Origin of the sequence: Desulfosporosinus sp. SYSU MS00001 (genome assembly GCF_049943955.1) — a bacterium.
Taxonomy (GTDB): Bacteria; Bacillota; Desulfitobacteriia; order Desulfitobacteriales; family Desulfitobacteriaceae; genus Desulfosporosinus.
The window spans coordinates 56551-72150 of the sequence record NZ_JBNFTW010000014.1 but is presented as its reverse complement, the minus strand read 5'-3'; the positions used below and the strand labels follow the sequence as shown (position 1 = coordinate 72150).

The window sequence follows — 15600 nt, the reverse complement described above, 5'->3', positions numbered from 1 at the left end:
TGCAAATAAACTTTTACTTCAATACCAAATTTAGATTTAAACTTTGAACTTGGTCTTGTAAGGAAACCGTCTGAAGATCAACATTCTGGAACATCCCTGAATTGCGCAGACTAACCCATAAACGTGCTGCGTCAACTGGAGTAGGAACGCTTACGCTTATAGCCACGCTATTTTCTTGGAAGGAAAATGAGTTCACAACCGTTCCAACCGGTAGTGTGCTTCTCAAGGTTTCGAAAATAGGCTCAGGATCGCGAGAATTTTTTTGTATTAGATTTAGGGTCTGTTCCTCAACTTTAACTTCGCTCTTTAATGTTTTCATACGGTTAACCTGATTGGAGATTTCACTAAGAGAAGAAATCTTTTCTTCAACACCGGCAATGTCTCGATTTAATTTATAGTTCCAAAACCAGGGAGTACTTCCGATAACCCCTAAAATCAGGAGAAAGCCAACTCCCCAAGTGATGATTTGAACTTTTAGCTTAAAAGGACTGGCAGATTCTCGAGTCAGGCTGTCAACCCAACATTGAGCGAAGTTGAATTCCTTCTTTTCCCTCATGTTAGCCCTCCCGCATGGCCAAACCATAAAGAGAGCCATATTTCATACTGCTCTTCTGGAATGTTTTGGCCTTCCGACTAAAACGAGGTTGCCAACCATTAGGAAATCCTGCCTGAGTAGGAATTTCTAAATTGGATTGAAAAATTTCTTCTAAGAAAGGAATGTCTGAATATTCGCCGGTAATATAAATTCGGTCGATGGATTTACCAAAATGCCTTGCCGCAAAAAAACTAAAAAATTCAGCCAAAGATTGCAAAACATTGCCAAGGGTTAACTCAATTTCTCCTTTTGTGCAAGCATGCTGCTTTACTGTCTGCAAATCAAAGTTTGTCGCTTCGGATTCTCCGGTCCCAAGTCCTTCAGAAGCCCTACTCAATGCTGTTCTAAGGTTCTTCAAGTTGTCTGAAGCGACCTCTATATCGGAATACAAAAAAAACATGCCGTGCTCTAACAAAACAAATTCCGCCCGCTCTGGATTTAAATCAACAATTGCCAAATCTAAGGAGGTCTCCTCTTCAACCTTAGCTTTATGGACCTCCTTACTAGTTAACTTTGAGTAGAGCCTTGCCAAACCATCTGCAGCTAAATCCACAACTTTCGGTCGTAAGCCGATTTCTTCCCATTCCGTCCATAACTTTTCCCACTGGTACCTGGGAATTGCAGCCAGAAGAACCCGTTGCCGCAGTTCACCCTCTTCGGAAAATCGCTCCAGCAAGCGATAATCAACAACATAGTCCGCTATATTTAAGGTGAAATACTGTTCCACTTGCTCAGTCAAAAGCCTGTTCATATCGTGACTCGACAAAAGAGGAAGAGTAACCATTCGTGTAATTACTCCTGGGCAAGAAACCGCGAGACGAAGTTTACTGATAGGTACATGGTTATTGTCAAGCCAGTTTTTTAAGAGGCCTGTTCTTCTATTCTGCAAACGTTCCTCTTGCCAAAACTTCTCTTCAAGAGGCTTCCCTACTGTGCTTCTCTCTTCACCGGGAACTTCTCTTACAACACCTTCATTCTGTTCCTTCGAGGATCCAGATTCAATTTCGCTATGATATTCGAACAACTCAAGAATATCAAGCTTTAGTTTGTGAAAGGCCACTTTGGCAACAACACAGTTATTTTCCCGAATAACTGCCAGCCATTGTTTTTGTTTATACACCGTTGATCTCCTTCTTGCTCTTAATGATATCTAAGGTCATATATGTTTCTTAACCGTTAGAGATTATTTCCTTTTCCCACAGAAGTCCTTTGCCATTTTTGTCATTGCTGCCGGAATCCGAGGCCGTCGGATTAACCGTTAGATAACCCGTTCCAACCTTCCCCCCATAACTGGCTGTGATAGGAACTGTTTTCGCTATGGGGATTGAGATGGGCGTAGATTCACGGATTATACCTGTAACAACATCGGTTCCTTTTCCTGTTGCAACATTGCCCTTCTCCGTTACATAGTTTGGATCTGTACTGTTCCATGTCGCTAAAGTAGTTACATCCTTTGTCGAACCGTCAGAATAAATCGCCTTTGCCTTATAGCTCTGGCTCTGGCATACAGTGACAGAACCTACAGCTGGGGTGATCATAACTCCCATGAGAGCTGGCTGGGTAACATCCAAGTTGGATATTAGCTGCCAGGCATTTGAAGTCCCAGGAATGGTATCTTTGTTATAATAATTCGCTCTGTACCGCTGACCGTTATAAACAACTTCATTATACGTATTTCCATCACTGGGATTATAGATATTGAAGGATTTCCATTCTCTAGTTAATTCCTGCCAACTGTTATCAATACCTGGCTGTTTAAAATCTGGGTTGCCGTTATCATGAGCTCGATACAGATCCCCATTGTAAACAACAATATCTCCTGAATTATAGTCATTAAAATTCATCCACTCATTTGTCAGCGCCTGCCATGGACTGCTCGCTAACCCAGGTTCCTGATTATATGAGTACCATCGGGATCGAAACAACTGTGAATTATGGATAACATATTGTCCTGCATCATGGTAGACATTAAAGTTCCGCCACTCATAAGAAATCTCATTCCAGGGATTACCCAATACCCCCGGCTGCTGATTTTCTGACCATTGACTCTGAGTTACTATGAATTTTATCCCTTTATTACACACGATGTTAACAGCATCGGTCTTATAGCGATTAAATGGCCGCCATTTTATGGTGATCTCTTGCCATACATCATCTCTTCCGGGAATATCATCATGATCGGCATACCAAAGATTATAAAAATATCGTTTATTGCCTTCAGCATCGATATAGGTAACATGAGTGTTAGCATCATGATAAACTGCCTTAGGATCCCAAAGAGGATAATTTAAATCAAGATCCCCTTCCTGGCAATCTATTCCCCCACCGCCTCCATAGCCATACTCAGCTTGTTTAACTCTTCGATCATCAAAGTAATCACCCATACTTGTTACCTTAAAGGAAGTCGTTCCGTTAATAACCGTTACCTCAAAGCTACCGCTTTGCCCGGAAAGCGTTATGCGAGGCAGCGTAAGTGTCCCCCCTTCTGCCAATGTTCCGTCTGATACGGCTTTGAGACCTGCAGCTATGCCGTATTGAATGCCTGCTTCGGCCATATAATATGCCTTTAATCCTTTTTCTTCTGAAGACTCATTTTTTGCTTGATAGATTACCATTGTGAGAAAAATCCCCGATATGGACAACAAAACCATGATAATAATTACGGAAGTTAACAAGGCCGAACCTCTTTCTCGCAAATCCTTCTCCTCCCGTTAATTCAAGCGCGCCCAGGTCATAAGCTCATAGGATTGAGAATTGTGATGGCCACCGCTAGTAATATCAATTTTCACCAGGCTTGCATCATGGTCGTCCGGGGTAAGATTGATTTTAATTATACCGTCGGCAACGAGGTATTTATTAGCTTCATCCTTCATATACCAAAGTTTCCCTTCACCTTTACTCATATCATACTCAAAATATAGTTTCGCCGACGACGGTGGAGAATCTGTTGAGTTGGGTAATTGAATGTAGACTAGACAGGGATCATTTTCGCCCTGTGATTTCGAAGCCGCTGCGGCAGCGTTTGCATACTGATAGATTCCCTGAGCTGTTGATGTCGTTTTATAATACGTATAGCAATTTAAACGAAGCTCATCCAGCATTTGCATCATGGCAACCCGTTCTTTCTGTTCTATTTCGTTTTGTTTGGAGGCGGAGTCATAACCGGATATTTCGGCATGCATTAATTGAGAAGTAAATAATAAAAACAAACTAAAGATCGACAACGCTATCATAACTTCCAGGAGGGTGAAAGCTTGTGTACTATTCTTGATCCTAGATTGATTTTTCATGATTGATCCACCCTGCAAGTTGACATAGTAACAGGATCTGGTGAATTCACTGTCTGAGGAGTAACTGAAACCGTAACTGTGATAACTTTCATTTGCCCTTGAATGGGAGCTAGATCAAGCCCGCTATAATCCGAAGCGGAAAACTCAACATGAAAACAGGAGTATTCGGGATTCCCTGACTCACTTCCCTGAACAATTGACTGATTCTCAAGGATACGCTCCAATTGACCAGCAGCATAGAGAAGCATTCGCTGCCGAATCTCAGCTTGAGAACGATAATGGTACATTGCCGAATCGCTCTTAACAACAAACGTGATACCAATTAGCAAAATACTTATTGCAAAAACCACTTCAAGCAGTGTCATACCTTCATCACGTCTGGGCCTCATTCTAATATCTCCTTCACCTTATGTCCTGAGTAAACTATCATTGAACCGTGATATTTCCTGTTTGCACCTCAATAACAATAACGGCCGAAATGGCCGTTCTAACTGTAGTTAATACAATGGCAACCTTTCCATCGCTGCTGGGTGAATTCTCCACAAAACCGCGGGCATCATAGACCACATAAGGCAGTCCCTTTGCTTTATAAGCATCGATCTTTAAATCATTACTCTCCGCGCTGGAACTATCAAAGATCACAGTACTATCAAAATCTTGCACCCCGCCATACTCTTTATCACTGGCATCGAGAACGATAACTGTCCTACTGTCCAAAGCTAGATAGATTTCTTTTCGTTGATCCATCGCTAACTGTTTAGCATATCTTAATTGACCGACGACAGTTTGAACAGATGACTCTAAGTGATAATGATCCATGAGGGCCTGATATTTAGGAACAGTGACGATAGAAATGATTCCAATGACTGCCAGCACCAGCATAATCTCGATAAGAGTAAAACCTTGTTTATCTGAAGAACCATCGCGACTAGGAACAGTTTTCATCATCATCTTACCCCACTAACGCCGCTCGCCATATTAAAGATCGGTAAGGCAATGGAGATGATTAATCCTCCGGCGAAAATCCCAACAATGATCGTAAAAATCGGTTCTACAAGGGAAACGAGTCTTGTGAGTCCTATTTCCACCCGTTTGTCATAGTGATTGGCTACTTCGAGCATTAATTCTTCCATACGTCCAGTTTCTTCACCAATCGACATCATTTGGATAACAAGAGGGTCAAAGAAGTGTTCTGCCCCAAAAGCCAAGGTCATGGTTTCCCCTCGAATGATTCGTTCTTTAGCTCGTTCCACGGCTAAACGGGATACTTCGTTGCCCACAATGCTTTCTAAGGAATTTAAAATCGATACGATAGGCAGGGAAGAATGCAAAAACAAGGCAAGAGTTCTTGAAAAGCGAGCAATAACAACATCCTTTATATTTTTTCCCAAAAGAGGGACTCGAAGTAAGGACGAATGCAGGACGTAGAGATATTTGGGGATTTTAAACAACCGTACTAACAAACCAAGAACAATAAGTAAAAGAAGAAAAAGATAAAGCCCGTTGTTTTTAAGATAATCAGCCGCATTTAGGATGATCTGAGTAGGAAGAGGCAAACCCTGACCGTTTCCTTTCATTAAATCCGTGATTTCCGGCAGGATAAAGTTTATAAACAGAGCAACAAGTCCAATTAATACACAAGTGAGAACAATCGGGTAAAGAGAAGCGCTGGTTACCTTTTTACGAATAAAACTCTCACGTTCGTAATATTCGGCCATGTTGACGAGCACAGAATCTAAAGTTCCGCTTTCCTCACCGACGCTCACTAAATTAATGAGAAGCTCCGGTAAGGCTCCTTGACAATCTCTCATAGCCATAGACAAAGAATCTCCTCGGCTGACCCCGCGGTGAATTATCCCCACAACCTCTTGCAGACGCTTGTCCTCCATTTGACTCTGGAGAATCTCCAAACCTCGCACTAAATTAGCCCCCGAACGGATCATCATGGCCAATTGTGAACAAAATGACGCCAAGGATTCGGACTTCACTTTATTTTTGAAGCTCATTGTGAGCAAACGGCTTACTCCGGATACTCTTTCCAGAGAAATTACTTGCCATTGATTCTCGAACATTTGCCGCCTCGCAGCCTCGAGATCAACAGCCTCTAAAACGCCATTTATAACGTGCATCTCTTCATTGATGACTCGATACCTAAATTGCATTCCTGCTGTTCACCTCAACTTATTCGTTCACATAAGCAACCCGCAGGAGTTCCTCGACTGTGGTAATCCCTTCCAGAACTAATCGTACCTCGGCCTGCTTTAGAGACTTCATTCCCTGCTCGAGGGCATAAGCTCTTAATTCATCAGCTGTTGCCCTCCGGTCAATAAGTTGACGATGTCCCGCTGTTATCGGCATAATTTCAAAAACAGCAATCCTTCCTTTATAGCCACTTTTGTTGCAATAAGGACATCCTTGCCCTTTTTTTAATAATAATTTTGTGTTAAGAGGAACATCGAGTAACGTATGTTCTAAAGGACCCCCTTCATACTCTGCAGCACACTGCTGACAAATACGCCGCACCAAACGCTGGGAAATAATTCCCAAGACTGAAGCTGAGATTAAAAAGGGCTCAATTTCCATATCCATCAGGCGAACAATCGAGCTGGCGGCATCACTGGTGTGAATCGTCGATAAAACCAAATGCCCCGTTAAGGCTGAGCGAACAGCGATTTGTGCTGTCTCATTATCCCGCATCTCACCGACCATGATTATATCCGGATCTTGCCGCAAAATTGACCTCAGTCCTGTTGCAAAGGTAAGTCCGGCTTTAGGGTTGATCTGAATCTGATTGACGCCTTTAAAGCTAAACTCTACCGGATCTTCCAGAGTTACCAGGTTTTTCTCCGGAACATTTAACTCTTTCAGAACCGTATAAAGTGTCGTCGTCTTTCCGCTTCCAGTTGGTCCCGTAACCAGGACAATGCCGGAGGGTTTGGAGATCAATCCTTCAAACAGGCTCAAATCGTTGCCCCTTAGGCCCAAGGCTTCCTTATCCAGGATAATGTTGGATTTGTCCAAGATACGCAAGACAACTTTTTCCCCATACATAGTGGGAATTGTCGACACCCGAAGATCAATCATTTTTTCCCCGACGAGATAGGAAATCCGGCCGTCTTGAGGCAGACGCCGTTCTGTGATATTCAGATCAGCCATAATTTTTACCCGGCTGACCACTGGATTAGCCATACTGATCGGAGTGAGCATAATCTCGCGCATCACGCCATCAATTCGAAAACGCACCCGCAATTCCCCTTCAATAGGCTCAATATGAATGTCACTAGCCTGATTATTGACTGCGTTCTCAATGATTGTATTAAGAAATTTAACAATAGGGGTAGATTCCTCATCAATGACTTCACCCTCAGCTGAATTTAAAGAGACCATAGTCGAGGTCATGGCCACAGACGTTATACCCATTTTCTTGGCATATTCCCGGGCAGCCTTCTCCGCTCCGCTCCGCCCATATAAACGGTCAATAGCCAGAAGAATGTCCCCTTTTTTGGCTAAACAGGGCTTGACAACCATACCTGCCGCCAGACGCAAATCATCGAGAGCGAAATAATCGGTGGGATCACACATCGCTACCAAGAGCTGCCCCTTATCCAATTCCACGGGCAAAACCGTATATTTACGGACAACATTCTCCGGAAGAGACCTAAGCACCTGTTCCGGCACAACTAATCGATTTAAATTAATAGTCGGCAGGCCCAACTGACTTTGCATCGTGCGCAGAATTTCCTCTTCCACAACATGCCCCTGCTTAATTAAGACTTCCCCGAGACGAAGTCCTAAAGATTTTTGTAAGGCTAAAGCCTCTTCCAATTGAGTCGGAGAAATTACCCCTCCGGCGATGAGAATTTCTCCGAGGCGTTTGCGTTCTTGGCGTAGGGCCAATGGGGGAGCCTCCTCTCATTGACTGACTTACTTAAAATATAGGAATAGGAAAGGGTGTTTTCTTAAACACCCTTTCCTATATTTGATAACCGTGACATACTAAAATCATGGCGTCACGGTAACAGTTCTATATATCTTCTTCTGACTGTCTAATGCTGTAATTTCGATACTAGTAACCGGGGTACCAGTTACAGTAATATAAACTTCACCTGGTACAGCATCTTCTTCAGCAGGGGCACCGCTAGTTGATTTAAACGCACTATTATCACTATCGAAAGGGTTTTTCATTGGATCACTAACTTGAGCGACTGCCCCATAAACTTCAGAGACTATATCTGTACCAGATTTATTGGATTCATTCCAATTGCTTATTCTAGATTGTACATATCCCTGAACCATTCTAATATTGGTATCGAGTCCTGAGGTTCTTGCCTGAGTCTTAACTGCCCCAACCCTCGGTACCAATACAATCGCCAAGATCCCAATTACCGCAATAACAATCATAAGTTCAATGAGCGTGAAACCTTCATCTTTTCTGCGCTTAATCATTTCCTTCAACTTATTCATTCCTCTCTTTGTAGATTCTCCCTTAGGCTATCAAATATGGGTCCTTAGCCCTATTGACTATGTACTATACAATTCATATTAAACGTTTTCCTCATTTACCGTCAATAGGATAATTTGTATTATTTTAGCATTGTTTTGATGAATTCCGACAAATAAGTTGAGAAACGTACGAAATCTAATAGAATGTTACGTCTAGAATCTGAGCTGACAGTTCAATTCCAAGTAATTTTCTTAACCCATCCATGCCCTCCCTCAAATACCATAATCTTAATCAAAGAACTTTCTCATGGTATAACAACAACACTTTGAATAATGCCAATAGCCATAAGACTAAAACTTCATCAAAAAATAGAGTCCCCTGAAAAAGGGGACAAAAAGAACGATCCCTATCCCTATTACGGGGCAGGACCAGGCAATGAACTCCTTTTAGGTTAGGAGTAATTAAAGACTCCAAAACAATTGAAACCAACTCCGAAAAATACATAGCCTAACCGCTTGAGTATTTGTTGATTAACGTTCAACTGTTGCATGAAGATCCTCAATAGATTCCCCGTTCTTGTCAATAGCAAACACATCTGCACTGTGGTCCTCATGTGAATATACTACAATTGCACCATTATAATTGGGATCATCCTCCCAGGTTTTATCCTCAGTTTCAAAAACATAAATTGCCTTTGTATTCGTTTGATTAAGGGAATTAAGGGTATCGACACCTTTTTCATTAGTTATGGGGTTTGCCATATCTTCCATAGTTGAACTTAAATTATCCCCAATATCATCCTTTGCCGGCATACCCGAAATTGCTATCACTACTGACCTAATATTCGTTTCAATACCTGTCACCTTTGCTGCAGTTTTTGCATCTCCAAACTGGGGAATTAAAGCAATTGCCAAAATTCCAATGATCGCAATTACCATCATAAGTTCAATCAGAGTAAAACCGTCATTTCTTTTCTGCCTCAACACCGTTCCATATCGCGGCTTAATTACCGTTTCAATCCCTCCCTTCTCAATTTCAGAGGACTATTAAATGTTGCTCATAGCAGAGGAAATTCCCTCCAGCCCATATTGGCTATTCCGGAGAGATTCATAAATAATTTAACAACATCCTATGGAAACAGGACTTTTAGCCTATTCAAATTCTCAATTAATTCTATCTTTAGCCTGAACAATCGTCAATACAGAAAATAATAATATTATACATTGATTTCAATTTGTTCCAATTATGTTTCTAATGCCCTAAATATCGACTTTATTTACAAGAAATCTTTGCAAATATCCTGTTAGTCTGTTGGAAGGGATGCCCTGTAATTTCATTATATTTAATAAAAAGGATTTTTATCATATATAGAGAAATAATTGGAAAAGGAGGATGAACGTAATTGTTTACCAGAAAATACTTGTTTCTCTGTTTGTTCTTAATCAACGTTGCGATTATAGTCTCTGCACCTACGGCTATAGCTGCTACCTCTACTGAAAGAATTGCCGGCTATGACCGATATCAGACCGCAGTAGCCGCCAGCCAAAAGGGCTGGCCGGACGGTTCAGATGTCGCCATCCTCGCCTACGGAGAAGATTATCCCGATGCCTTAAGCTCCGGTCCTTTAGCCCATAAATATAACGCTCCCATCTTATTGACCGATTCCTCTGAATTGAATAACGACACTGCCGAAGAGCTTCTGCGCCTGAAGGCACATAAGGTTTATATCGTCGGCGGTTATGCAGTCGTATCAAAAAATATAGATAATAAGCTTTCTTCACTCCATATTGTTGCAATCCGTTTGGCAGGGAATGACCGCTACGATACTGCCCTCAAAGTTGCCCAAAAAGTTGGCTTAAGCAAGGGAGTGTTTGTTGCCGTCGGTACGGATTTTCCCGATGCCTTATCGGCAGGCCCCATTGCCGCTGCAAATGACATGCCTCTCCTTTTAGTACCTCCGTATGAGCTTACAGAGAGTCAAAAAGTGTTTCTCGACCGGAATAGGATTCCTTCAAGCATTATTATCAACAATCCAGAACTTAGTAATAAGGTAGTTCAACAATTTCCGAATTATGAAGAAATTAATGGTGACGACCCCTACGAACGAAATATTAATTTAATAACAAGATTTGAAGACAGCCTTAATTTTGATACCCTCTATATCGCTACCGGTGAGAATTTTCCGGACGCATTGGCCGCCTCCGCTTTAGCCCCCCAATGCAACAATCCTCTGCTCTTACTTGAAGGGAATACCGTTTCCAATCCAACAAGCTCTTTTATAAGTTCAAACATTGTTTCACAGCTTTGCATTATGGGCGGTGAGAGCGTTATCACTGCATCTACAGAAGCAACTATCGCTTCCCTTCCCCCTCAAATAGCCTCAGTTGAAAATCTTACCGATACTGTTCAAGAGCAACAACAGTACGAACCTCCAAAAACTGTTACTGTAACTACAACCAACGGGTCAAAAGCAAAAGTTCCGGTAACCTGGACAATGACGTCTCTTAACACCGAAGCTTCTGGTACCTATGACTTAGAAGGCAGTATCAAAAGTTACAACGAAAAAGTTCACCTCAGTTTAACCGTTACTCCGATTTGGAACAGGATAACAGCTGAAGTCGTTCAAAATGGGCACTACGAGTTTCCAACAACTGTTGATGCTAGTTTGAATGATCATACGGTAAAAACGCTTCCTGTGACCTGGAATATTAGTACTGTAGATTTAAGTAGGGTAGGCAGCTTTAGATTTGAAGGTACCGTCCCGGGGCTAACTCAAAAAGTTATTCTAACTTTAAAAGTCACCTCAGATGATGAAATTGACTTCCCTGATGATGCCCTTAAAAAGCTTATTTGTCAAAGGGTCGGAAAATCTCCAGGCTCCGTAATTTATAAAAGTGATGTTCTTAAGGTTACGGATTTATATGCTGCAAATTTGGGAATTACAGATTTAAGCGGGTTGGAGTATTTCACCAACTTAAAATCTCTCTATCTTGACAGGAATAAACTCAGCAGACTTAACCGCTTGGCAAAACTAACAAATCTTACTCACTTAAGTCTAAGGAACTGCGGAATTGACGATATATCTCCCCTCAAAAGTTTAACCTCTCTTATCTTTCTAGATGTGGCGGATAACGATATCGATGAGTTCACACCTTTAAGCCAATTAACAAAACTAACTTCGCTGTTTATTAGCGGAAATTTCACAACAGATTACAGTCCTGTCCGATCATATTACAACAATCTTACAGGAAAAGATTTTAACTTATGATTAGAACATTAAATTGCAATGACAATGGATTAAAAACTTAATAATAAGACATTAATGCTAGACCTCCTAAGTGGTTAGAAGAATTGCAAATTTAGATTTAAAATTGAATCAAAAACATTTAATAAGGGCCGTGAGAAAACAAAGTTTCAACACGGCCCTATGTTTATTTGCTATCTTTATCATCTTTGTTCATTATCTCTTTAACTAGTCATATAGGGTTATTCAAAGCATCTATCAAATGTAACTCCGGGGTATAATGATCTGCAAAGTTATTATAAATTTATCGTTCTCTGGAATCCTTTAATCAATTTACCCATTTCGTCACAGCCATAAACCACACAACGATCATTCTTGATAACTACAACAATGGCTCCTTTATAATCGGACTGTCCAGTTTTAGATGGAATTGTTGACGAAGTGTCCTTAAACACATAAACTGCAGGCACCAATTCATCTGCAGGGGAAAGTATCGTCGCAACCCCCGTTTTATTAGTAAAAGGATTTGTCATATCCTCAATCTTTGGGCTTGCAGAATCCCCAAAAAGATCTATTAGTTTAGGGATTATTTCATCTGTATGCTTAAGGCTATAAATTGTCGTTATAACTGATCTATAATTTTCCTCTACTCCGGTCAGCTTAGCGGCAGTCTTGATTTGCTTTATTTCCGGAAAGGCCATAGTACCCATCAGTAAAATTGCAAGGACAATTAACATCTCAAGTAAAGTATAACCTTCTTCCTTTCTTGCCCTAATCATATGCCTGCAACCTCCTACTATAAATGTTGCCATTTAGCAGGAGCGATAATCCTATTTGTCGGCGGCCTTAGCCAATAAATAACACTGCAGTAAGGGTAAGAAAGTAAGCGAAAACTGCTTAGCTCAATGTTAAATCAATGTTTTCAGAGGAACTGAACCTCTACCGGCATCTTTTCTACCACTTTTTTTAATTCAGGCCAACAATCCTTCGTCGTTTGAAACATGACTTCTCCCAATTCTTTATTTGTCGTTGTCACAATCCCTAAGTGCCCTAAACCTTCAACGAGCTTACATAGCATTTGAATTTGAGATCTATCCATGCGCGCTTTTACGATAAAACCATTATCTAAATGTTTGTTTTCTGCCTGATCCGATAACTTCATTTACTCATCTCCGATCTTGGTTCTAAAAACTCTATCTCAAAGGGCATCTCTTCGATGGCCCTTTTCAAATCCGGCCAACAATGTTTCGTTGATTGAATCATGACTTCTCCCAAAGCTTTGTTAGTAGTGGTAACAACGCCTAAATGCCCTAACCCTTCAACAAGTTTATCGAGCATTTGCATTTCTTTCCTCTTCATGCGTGCTCTAACGACCACATCTACATCCGCAGGCAAGCGGCTCGAAGACTCCGAATCGTGAGAATTCATTCATCTCGCTCCTTAATCATTTGACTCTCTCTGGTTATGCCTTAAATAAGCAGGTAAGTGTCTAGTGCTCAAGGAATTAACACATCCTACTTCTTGTCGCTCTTAGCCCGCCGCAAAATACTGTAGGGCAAGATTTTCTGCGGTGCCCTGATTCTTATCTTCTGTTGAGCATGACGTGCCACCTCTAGAGGTTCCCCATCCATATCCCACATCTCCCGAATTCGAAACGACCAGGGCTCACCTTGAGGAGTCAAGACTTCTAAGACCTCTCCGCATTTAAAGTTGTTCCGCTGCTCAACCCAGGATGTGTCTTGATCTGCAATCATGGGCAAAGTCTCAGCCTCTTCCTCACTTAACCCTACCCCTACAAAATCATAATCCCGTACATAATGTGATGTTTCCAAATTATGGGATTTCGCCCCCGGCTTCCCAAATAAAAAGCCCGGTGAATAATCTCGATGACTGACTTTGTCCATTTCTTCCAACCACTGGGCCAGTTTCCCTTGAAATGATGATTCCCCATCCTCCCAGAGGGTGTCGATAGCTTCTCGATAGACTCTGACGGTACTGGCAACATAATGGACACTTTTCATCCGGCCTTCAATTTTATAACTGTCCAAATTGAGAGGTTTTAATAGGGCCAAATAAGGCAACAAGCATAGATCATGAGAGTTAAAGACATAGGTTCCCCGTTCATCCTCTTCAATCGGAAACACTTCTCCCGGCCGTTTCTCTTCAACTAAGGCATATCCCCAACGGCATGGTTGGGTACACTCTCCTCGATTGGCGTCCCGTCCGGTCAAATAGTTGCTCAGCAAACAACGACCGGAATAAGACATACACATGGCGCCGTGGATAAATACCTCTAAGCCGCCTTCTACCTTAGAACGAATTTCCCTCAGTTCTTCCAGCGACAATTCCCGGGCCAGAACAACCCTTTCGATGCCCAGGTTCAGCCAGAACCGTATTGAATAAGAATTTGTGTTGTTTGCCTGAGTACTTAAATGCAGCGGCAAAGAAGGAGCTACTTCTTGAGCTAAAGCAATAATTCCCGGATCGGAAATAATGGCTCCGTCTACGCCTAAGGCTTCTAAACGTTTCAGATAGGCGGGCAGCTCTTCAAAATCTGCTTCATGGGCGAAAATATTGACGGTTATGTAGATCTTTTTTTGGAGCTTATGGGTCCAAATAACTGCCTGTTCTAATTCCTTAAGATCAAAATTTCCCGCATATGCTCTCAAACCAAACGATGGTCCTCCCATATAAACTGCATCCGCACCATAAGCCAGGGCATACTTGAGTTTTTCCCAATCTCCCGCAGGAGCTAATAATTCAGGTTTTTTCATGTCGTTTCACCTAACTTTTTCCAAGAATCACGCTACAAGAATAATCTATAGTATCCCTAATTACTATACCCTAAATTAACATTTTTGTCGTCTTTAATGCTTTTAAGTAAATTCAAGATCATTCTAAATAAATGAATTCAAAACTGAATTTTTGATAAAGCAACCCTATATAGTTTTAAAAATCATTATATTATCTATATATTATACTGTACTGTCATTCAATCTTAAGGGCTTAACGGTGAAGCTTCACGAGATTCTCAGTCGACGTGGAAACTGATTCAAATAAATGTCTAAAATTTCCACTAATTTTACATCAAACTATCCTCTCTTAAGGAAATAAGTGGTATTATTATATCATTAACTACCATGCGAAGGAGGATAGTTCGGAAATGGCCGATCAGTATATCTTTCAAGGAACCGAAGACTATATAGTTTCGAAGAATTTGCAAAATAGTGTTAACATCTCCGTTGCTTTAAAAAGGCCGCTTTTAATCAAAGGAGAACCTGGTACAGGAAAAACCATGCTTGCTGAAAGTATTGCCCGTTCCCTGAGTCTCCCCCTATTTATTTGGAATATTAAATCCACCACCAAAGCACAAGATGGTCTTTATGTCTATGACACCGTTCAGCGTTTATATGACAGTCAATTTGGGGGACAGAATGTTTCAGAAATTAAACAGTACATTAAATTAGGCAAGCTGGGTGAGGCATTTGAAGCCAAGGAACGGGTTGTACTGTTAATTGATGAGATTGACAAGGCTGATTTAGAATTCCCAAACGACTTACTTTGGGAATTGGATGTTATGAATTTCTATATACCGGAAACCGGAGAAACCATAACCGCCGTACAGAGGCCGATTGTTATTATCACGAGCAATGCCGAGAAAGAGCTTCCCGACGCTTTTTTACGGCGCTGCATTTTTCATTATATTGATTTTCCTGATCCGGAAATGATGACGAAAATTGTAAAAGTTCATTTTCCAGAACTGGAAGGCCAACTGCTGACAGAGGCTTTAAAGGCCTTCTACTGGGTACGCAGTATTTCAGGAATACAGAAAAAGCCCAGCACCAGCGAGCTTTTAGATTGGGTTCAGGCTTTGACCATCGGTGGGATTGCGCCGGAAACAATCTCCCAAGAGCTGCCTTTCTTAGGAGCTTTGCTTAAAAAGAATCAGGACTTTGACCTGACCTTGCGCCAATTACATACGCACGGCATAGAAAATCCGGGTCGCACCTCAAAGCGTGGTTGGTAA

The 15600-nt window shown here is 41.5% G+C and carries 16 protein-coding genes; 2 read left to right on the top strand and 14 right to left on the bottom strand.

Annotated elements, in window-relative coordinates:
• Nucleotides 1–13: 13 nt before the first annotated feature.
• The 10 genes from ACPUYX_RS19600 to ACPUYX_RS19555 all read right to left on the bottom strand — a co-directional run bounded on the left by ACPUYX_RS19600 (nucleotide 14) and on the right by ACPUYX_RS19555 (nucleotide 9312).
• A complete protein-coding gene (locus ACPUYX_RS19600; protein WP_426381293.1) occupies nucleotides 14–556 on the bottom strand; it encodes a PilN domain-containing protein in 543 nt (180 codons plus the stop codon).
• A gap of 1 nt (nucleotide 557) precedes the next feature.
• Nucleotides 558–1715: a pilus assembly protein PilM gene (locus tag ACPUYX_RS19595; protein WP_426381292.1), complete on the bottom strand. Its 1158-nt coding sequence runs from the start codon at nucleotides 1713–1715 to the stop codon at nucleotides 558–560.
• 49 nt (nucleotides 1716–1764) lie between these two features.
• The gene (locus tag ACPUYX_RS19590; RefSeq protein WP_426381291.1) at nucleotides 1765–3291 is read right to left on the bottom strand and encodes a hypothetical protein; all 1527 of its coding nucleotides are present in this window, start codon (nucleotides 3289–3291) and stop codon (nucleotides 1765–1767) included.
• A 15-nt stretch (nucleotides 3292–3306) separates the two neighbouring features.
• Nucleotides 3307–3885 (bottom strand): PulJ/GspJ family protein, encoded by a 579-nt coding sequence (locus ACPUYX_RS19585; protein WP_426381290.1) that lies wholly within the window; start codon nucleotides 3883–3885, stop codon nucleotides 3307–3309.
• The gene (locus ACPUYX_RS19580) at nucleotides 3882–4274 is read right to left on the bottom strand and encodes a type IV pilus modification PilV family protein (RefSeq protein WP_426381289.1); all 393 of its coding nucleotides are present in this window, start codon (nucleotides 4272–4274) and stop codon (nucleotides 3882–3884) included. The genes ACPUYX_RS19585 and ACPUYX_RS19580 overlap by 4 nt, the downstream gene beginning before the upstream one ends.
• Before the next feature lie 37 nt (nucleotides 4275–4311).
• Complete coding sequence (locus tag ACPUYX_RS19575; protein WP_426381288.1) at nucleotides 4312–4836, bottom strand: pilus assembly FimT family protein; 525 nt, start codon at nucleotides 4834–4836, stop codon at nucleotides 4312–4314.
• Complete coding sequence (locus ACPUYX_RS19570) at nucleotides 4833–6047, bottom strand: type II secretion system F family protein (RefSeq protein WP_426381287.1); 1215 nt, start codon at nucleotides 6045–6047, stop codon at nucleotides 4833–4835. The genes ACPUYX_RS19575 and ACPUYX_RS19570 overlap by 4 nt, the downstream gene beginning before the upstream one ends.
• 19 nt (nucleotides 6048–6066) lie before the next feature.
• Nucleotides 6067–7782 carry a GspE/PulE family protein gene (locus ACPUYX_RS19565; RefSeq protein ID WP_426381286.1) on the bottom strand — a complete coding sequence of 572 codons (1716 nt, stop codon included), beginning with the start codon at nucleotides 7780–7782 and terminating at the stop codon, nucleotides 6067–6069.
• Nucleotides 7783–7887: 105 nt separating this feature from the next.
• Nucleotides 7888–8331, bottom strand: coding sequence for a competence type IV pilus major pilin ComGC (locus tag ACPUYX_RS19560; RefSeq protein ID WP_426381309.1), 444 nt, complete (start codon nucleotides 8329–8331; stop codon nucleotides 7888–7890).
• A 528-nt stretch (nucleotides 8332–8859) separates the two neighbouring features.
• Nucleotides 8860–9312, bottom strand: a complete 453-nt coding sequence (locus tag ACPUYX_RS19555) for a prepilin-type N-terminal cleavage/methylation domain-containing protein (RefSeq protein ID WP_426381285.1) — start codon at nucleotides 9310–9312, stop codon at nucleotides 8860–8862.
• 419 nt (nucleotides 9313–9731) lie between these two features.
• Between ACPUYX_RS19555 and ACPUYX_RS19550 the strand changes: the two genes are divergently transcribed.
• Entirely contained in the window at nucleotides 9732–11597 is a 1866-nt protein-coding gene (locus ACPUYX_RS19550) for a cell wall-binding repeat-containing protein (RefSeq protein WP_426381284.1), read from the top strand.
• 272 nt (nucleotides 11598–11869) lie between these two features.
• On the opposite strand, the gene ACPUYX_RS19545 is transcribed toward ACPUYX_RS19550, so the two are convergent.
• The 4 genes from ACPUYX_RS19545 to ACPUYX_RS19530 form a co-directional block, all read right to left on the bottom strand.
• Nucleotides 11870–12352 (bottom strand): type II secretion system protein, encoded by a 483-nt coding sequence (locus tag ACPUYX_RS19545; RefSeq protein WP_426381283.1) that lies wholly within the window; start codon nucleotides 12350–12352, stop codon nucleotides 11870–11872.
• 143 nt (nucleotides 12353–12495) lie between these two features.
• Nucleotides 12496–12735: a DUF4911 domain-containing protein gene (locus ACPUYX_RS19540; protein WP_426381282.1), complete on the bottom strand. Its 240-nt coding sequence runs from the start codon at nucleotides 12733–12735 to the stop codon at nucleotides 12496–12498.
• Complete coding sequence (locus tag ACPUYX_RS19535) at nucleotides 12732–13001, bottom strand: DUF4911 domain-containing protein (RefSeq protein ID WP_426381281.1); 270 nt, start codon at nucleotides 12999–13001, stop codon at nucleotides 12732–12734. The genes ACPUYX_RS19540 and ACPUYX_RS19535 overlap by 4 nt, the downstream gene beginning before the upstream one ends.
• An 86-nt stretch (nucleotides 13002–13087) precedes the next feature.
• Complete coding sequence (locus tag ACPUYX_RS19530) at nucleotides 13088–14347, bottom strand: peptidase U32 family protein (protein ID WP_426381280.1); 1260 nt, start codon at nucleotides 14345–14347, stop codon at nucleotides 13088–13090.
• 389 nt (nucleotides 14348–14736) lie between these two features.
• Here ACPUYX_RS19530 and ACPUYX_RS19525 point away from each other — a divergent pair, with 389 nt between their 5' ends.
• The gene (locus tag ACPUYX_RS19525; protein ID WP_426381279.1) at nucleotides 14737–15600 is read left to right on the top strand and encodes an AAA family ATPase; all 864 of its coding nucleotides are present in this window, start codon (nucleotides 14737–14739) and stop codon (nucleotides 15598–15600) included.

What these genes read in the sequence shown, in the direction of transcription:
- ACPUYX_RS19575 (WP_426381288.1), bottom strand. Translation starts at nt 4,836, where the DNA reads ATGATGATGAAAACTGTTCCTAGTCGCGATGGTTCTTCAGATAAACAA.
- ACPUYX_RS19535 (WP_426381281.1), bottom strand. Translation starts at nt 13,001, where the DNA reads ATGAATTCTCACGATTCGGAGTCTTCGAGCCGCTTGCCTGCGGATGTA.
- ACPUYX_RS19585 (WP_426381290.1), bottom strand. Translation starts at nt 3,885, where the DNA reads ATGAAAAATCAATCTAGGATCAAGAATAGTACACAAGCTTTCACCCTC.
- ACPUYX_RS19530 (WP_426381280.1), bottom strand. Translation starts at nt 14,347, where the DNA reads ATGAAAAAACCTGAATTATTAGCTCCTGCGGGAGATTGGGAAAAACTC.
- ACPUYX_RS19540 (WP_426381282.1), bottom strand. Translation starts at nt 12,735, where the DNA reads ATGAAGTTATCGGATCAGGCAGAAAACAAACATTTAGATAATGGTTTT.
- ACPUYX_RS19600 (WP_426381293.1), bottom strand. Translation starts at nt 556, where the DNA reads ATGAGGGAAAAGAAGGAATTCAACTTCGCTCAATGTTGGGTTGACAGC.
- ACPUYX_RS19570 (WP_426381287.1), bottom strand. Translation starts at nt 6,047, where the DNA reads ATGCAATTTAGGTATCGAGTCATCAATGAAGAGATGCACGTTATAAAT.
- ACPUYX_RS19580 (WP_426381289.1), bottom strand. Translation starts at nt 4,274, where the DNA reads ATGAGGCCCAGACGTGATGAAGGTATGACACTGCTTGAAGTGGTTTTT.
- ACPUYX_RS19545 (WP_426381283.1), bottom strand. Translation starts at nt 12,352, where the DNA reads ATGATTAGGGCAAGAAAGGAAGAAGGTTATACTTTACTTGAGATGTTA.
- ACPUYX_RS19525 (WP_426381279.1), top strand. Translation starts at nt 14,737, where the DNA reads ATGGCCGATCAGTATATCTTTCAAGGAACCGAAGACTATATAGTTTCG.
- ACPUYX_RS19560 (WP_426381309.1), bottom strand. Translation starts at nt 8,331, where the DNA reads ATGATTAAGCGCAGAAAAGATGAAGGTTTCACGCTCATTGAACTTATG.